Consider the following 3,563-nt stretch of genomic DNA (forward strand, 5'->3'; position numbering starts at 1 on the left):
GGGCCTCCGCCGTGCCCTGCGCGTTCCCGCGCGGGCGCCGCTACCAGAGAACGGGAAGCCGTTCGGGCAGGCGCTTCATGAAGCGGGTCCGCCAGACCAACTGGTCGACCGGCACCGCGAGCTGGAGGTTGGGCATCTTCTCCAGCAGCACCTCGATGGCGATCTCCGCGTGCCGCTTGCCGAGTGCCGTGGCGGGGCAGTAGTGCGGACCGCCGCCGAAGGAGAGGTGGGTCCCGGCGTTCTCCCGGTCGATGTCGACGACGTGCGGGTCCGGGTACACGGCCGCGTCGGTGTTGGCGCCCTCGACCAGGACCAGGAGGAGTTCGCCCTTCTTCACCTCGACGTCGCCCAGGGTGACGTCCTCGAGGGCGAGGCGGGGCAGCCCGTCGGCGATGGACAGGTTGACCCGCAGGAGCTCGTCCACGGCGGCGGGGATCTTCTCCGGGGCCTTGCGCAACTGCTCCCACACGTCGGGGTTCTGGAGGAGCGAGAAGATCGCCATGGTGAGGAAGCCCATGGTGGAGATGACGCCCGCACCGAACAGGGTGACGCCGACCGTGGCGAGCATCTCGTCCGTCAGGTGGTCGTAGTCGGGATCGTCGCGCAGGGCGGCGAGCTCGGAGATGAGCCCGGTGGAGGTGGGATCGTCGAGGCGCTCGACCATGTACGCCATGTCGCGGTCCCAGTTGAGCTTGGCTCCGGTGACCGGGCAGGCCGAGTTCATGAACGCGATGTCGAGGCTCGCGGCCAGGCGGGGCGCGTCGGCCTCCGGGATGCCGAGGATGCGGCAGTGGAGGTTCTCGGCGTACGGGTTGGTGAACTGGCCGCGCAGGTCGACGGGCGCACCGTGGGTCAGGAGGCCGTCGACGAGGACGGACGCGTGCTCGCGCATCCAGTCGGTCAGACCGTCGGTCTTGGGGTTGATCGCCTTGAGCACGGCCTTGCGCAGACCGGCACCGGTGATGTTGCCCATGTTGTTGACGACCTCGGGCGGGATCGTCAGCGCGTACTGGCGCGGTACGCCGGGCGCCGACGTGTCCTTGAGGCTGAACCTGGGATCTTCGAGGACCTGCTTGCACAGCGCATAGGACGAGACGAGCCAGGCTTCGTCGCCGGCGATCGTCCGGACCCGCTTGACCGGCTCGTCGCGAAGCTCCTCGACCTGGTGGGGGAGCTGGTCGCCGCGCGCGGAGAACGGGAAGTCGAGGATGGTGTCAGCGGGCATCGTGCGCTCCTTCGGCGGGGGTGATGACGGCGTGGCCCTGGTTGCGCGAGGCGCGCAGGCCGGAGCCGCGTGAGTAGAGCAGTTCCGCCATCGGCAGGAGCTGGTGGTAGCAGTTGAGGGAGGACGGCACGCCGAGGATGGCGGGCGTGTCGAGGAAGAGCGGCGCTTCGGCGCAGACGTACTCGAGGCACACCTCGCGCTGCCGCGTGGTGGCGGCCTTCCCGTCCAGAACCTTGGAGGAGAGGAAGGAATCGACCAGGGAGTCGCAAGTGGTGCGGAAATCCGGGTCGTTGTGGAGCAGGTTCTTCAAGTGGCTGTGGAGGTCCCGGTACGCGGGGATGTCGGTGAGGGCCGACATGGGGCGTGCGCGGAGCCGGACGCCGGTGGGGTCGGTCTCGGCGGCCGCGTTGTTCACCTTGGCGCGGACTCCGCGCAGGTTCTTCACCGCCTTGCGCCGCGCTTCGTCCGGGTCGTAGCCGAGGGCCTCGTACATCTCGGCCACGTGCATGTCCGTGTAGATGAGGTCGACCTGGTCGAAGTTGCGCATTCCCCATTGAGCGAGGTCGAGGACGCGCTGGGCCGAGAAATAACTGTTTCCGGGTGAGATGCCTATGACGGCGTGATCGCCTTCGGTGTGGATCACCTGGCAGTGCGGGGTGTACGGCCGGACTGTGAAGACTTCGGTTGCTGTCGTCAACAGGTGTCGGGTCCTTTGTGCCGCTAGTCCCATGGGGCCCTGTGCCCAAGGTGTGGCGGCGACGTCACGGAAGGTACCCGAACGGTGGCTGTCATTCCATCGCTTCCGGTCGGTAACTCACCTGTCGGACAACACAGTTGACTGGGGCATCGATATTGCCGCGCCAGAGGTGCTCTGTCGGACAATTATGGGCAGTCAAATCAAGACAGGCGGGCGGGCGGCGGGGGAGCGTCCCTCCGGTTTCGTCCCCCAGCGCCCGTTCCACGGAGTCGAGGAGTCGCTCGTGAACCACCTGCCCGAACCCTTCCGGCTCTTGCCCGGCGCCGGTACCTCGCCGGTGATCCTGCACGTACCGCACTCCTCGCGCGTCGTTCCGGAGTCCGTCCGCCGTGACATCGTGCTCGACGACCGGGCGCTCGAGCGTGAGTTGGACCACATCACCGACTCCCACACCGAGGACATCGCCGCGGCGGCCGCGGCGAGGGCCGCCGTCACGCCGTGGCGGTTCGTCAACGGGCTGTCCCGTCTCGTCGTCGACCCCGAGCGCTTCCCCGACGAGCGCGAGGAGATGCTGGCCGTGGGAATGGGAGCGGTGTACACGCACACCACCCACCGGGAGCGCCTGCGGCCGGAGGTCTTCGACGGCGGCCCGCTGATCGAGCGCTGGTTCCACCCGTACGCGGAGGCGATGACGCGGGCCGTGGAGGACCGGCTGGCGGCCGTCGGGCGGGCCTTCGTCATCGACGTGCACTCCTACCCGACGGAGCCCCTCCCGTACGAACTGCACGGAGACGGCGGCCGGCCGCCGGTCTGCCTGGGCACGGACCCCTTCCACACCCCGGCCGGGCTGCTCGCCGCGGCCGAGAAGGCGTTCGCGGGTTTCGGCGGCACGGGGCTCGACAGTCCCTTCGCCGGTACGTACGTGCCGCTGGAGCACTACGGCAAGGACGACCGGGTCGGCGCGCTGATGATCGAGATCCGCCGGGACACGTACATGGCCGAACCGGGCGGCCCGGCCGGCCCCGGCCTCCTCGCCCTGGCGGCGGCCCTGACGGAACTGGTGGACGGCCTGCTCGCGTAGCCGGTCGGGAGGTCCCCAACGGCATGCCGCCCTACTTGAGTTGTGACAGGTCGACCGAGTCGGCGGGCGCGGGCGGCGTGGCCTGCACGGGCTCGTCGAAGGCGGAGAAGGAGGCTTCGACCCGCTCGCCGGACTCCTCGGCGCCCTTGATCCGCAGGAGGTAGGGCTTGTCCTCGGTCGAGACCTCGTACGTGCCCGTCTCACCGCCGTGCCGGCTCGTGACCGTGATGGCCGGACGGCCGTCGACGGTGGTCCGCGAGCCCTTGGTCAGTTCCTCGTTCACGGGCTTCTTGGAGAACTCCTTCTTGAAGAAGTCCAGATCGCAGAAGTCGGCGAAGTCGCGCAGCATGGCGCTTGCCGTGGTGCCGTGCAGATAGCGGCCGTTGACGAGCGCGATCGTGGACTCGGCCAGGGGGCCCGGAACTTGGGCGCGCAGCAGGGCGTCGTCGAGCTTCATCCACACGTCGTCGCCTCGATAGTTGATGTCTGCGCGTCCCGAAACGCCTGGCGGTTCTCCGGAGCCGACACAGTTGCCCCGCTCGTCGAACCGGAGATCCAGG

Annotated in this window: 4 protein-coding genes; 1 reads left to right on the plus strand and 3 read right to left on the minus strand. The window is 68.8% G+C overall.

Features of this window, described 5'->3' with window-relative positions; translation table 11 throughout:
- Positions 1-40: 40 nt before the first annotated feature.
- On the minus strand, positions 41-1,225 hold the full coding sequence (locus ACWGDE_RS37275; RefSeq protein ID WP_453393515.1) for a cytochrome P450: 1,185 nt from the start codon (positions 1,223-1,225) through the stop codon (positions 41-43).
- Positions 1,215-1,922: a tRNA-dependent cyclodipeptide synthase gene (locus ACWGDE_RS37280; protein WP_453393516.1), complete on the minus strand. Its 708-nt coding sequence runs from the start codon at positions 1,920-1,922 to the stop codon at positions 1,215-1,217. Before ACWGDE_RS37280 ends, ACWGDE_RS37275 begins: the two co-directional genes overlap by 11 nt.
- A 283-nt stretch (positions 1,923-2,205) precedes the next feature.
- Here ACWGDE_RS37280 and ACWGDE_RS37285 point away from each other — a divergent pair, with 283 nt between their 5' ends.
- Positions 2,206-3,003, plus strand: coding sequence for an N-formylglutamate amidohydrolase (locus tag ACWGDE_RS37285; RefSeq protein ID WP_453393517.1), 798 nt, complete (start codon positions 2,206-2,208; stop codon positions 3,001-3,003).
- A gap of 31 nt (positions 3,004-3,034) precedes the next feature.
- Here ACWGDE_RS37285 and ACWGDE_RS37290 read toward each other — a convergent pair.
- Positions 3,035-3,563, minus strand: a 529-nt coding sequence (locus tag ACWGDE_RS37290; RefSeq protein WP_453393518.1) for a hypothetical protein, incomplete at its 5' end; no start/stop codon positions are given.

This window comes from Streptomyces sp. NPDC054956, assembly GCF_053609185.1.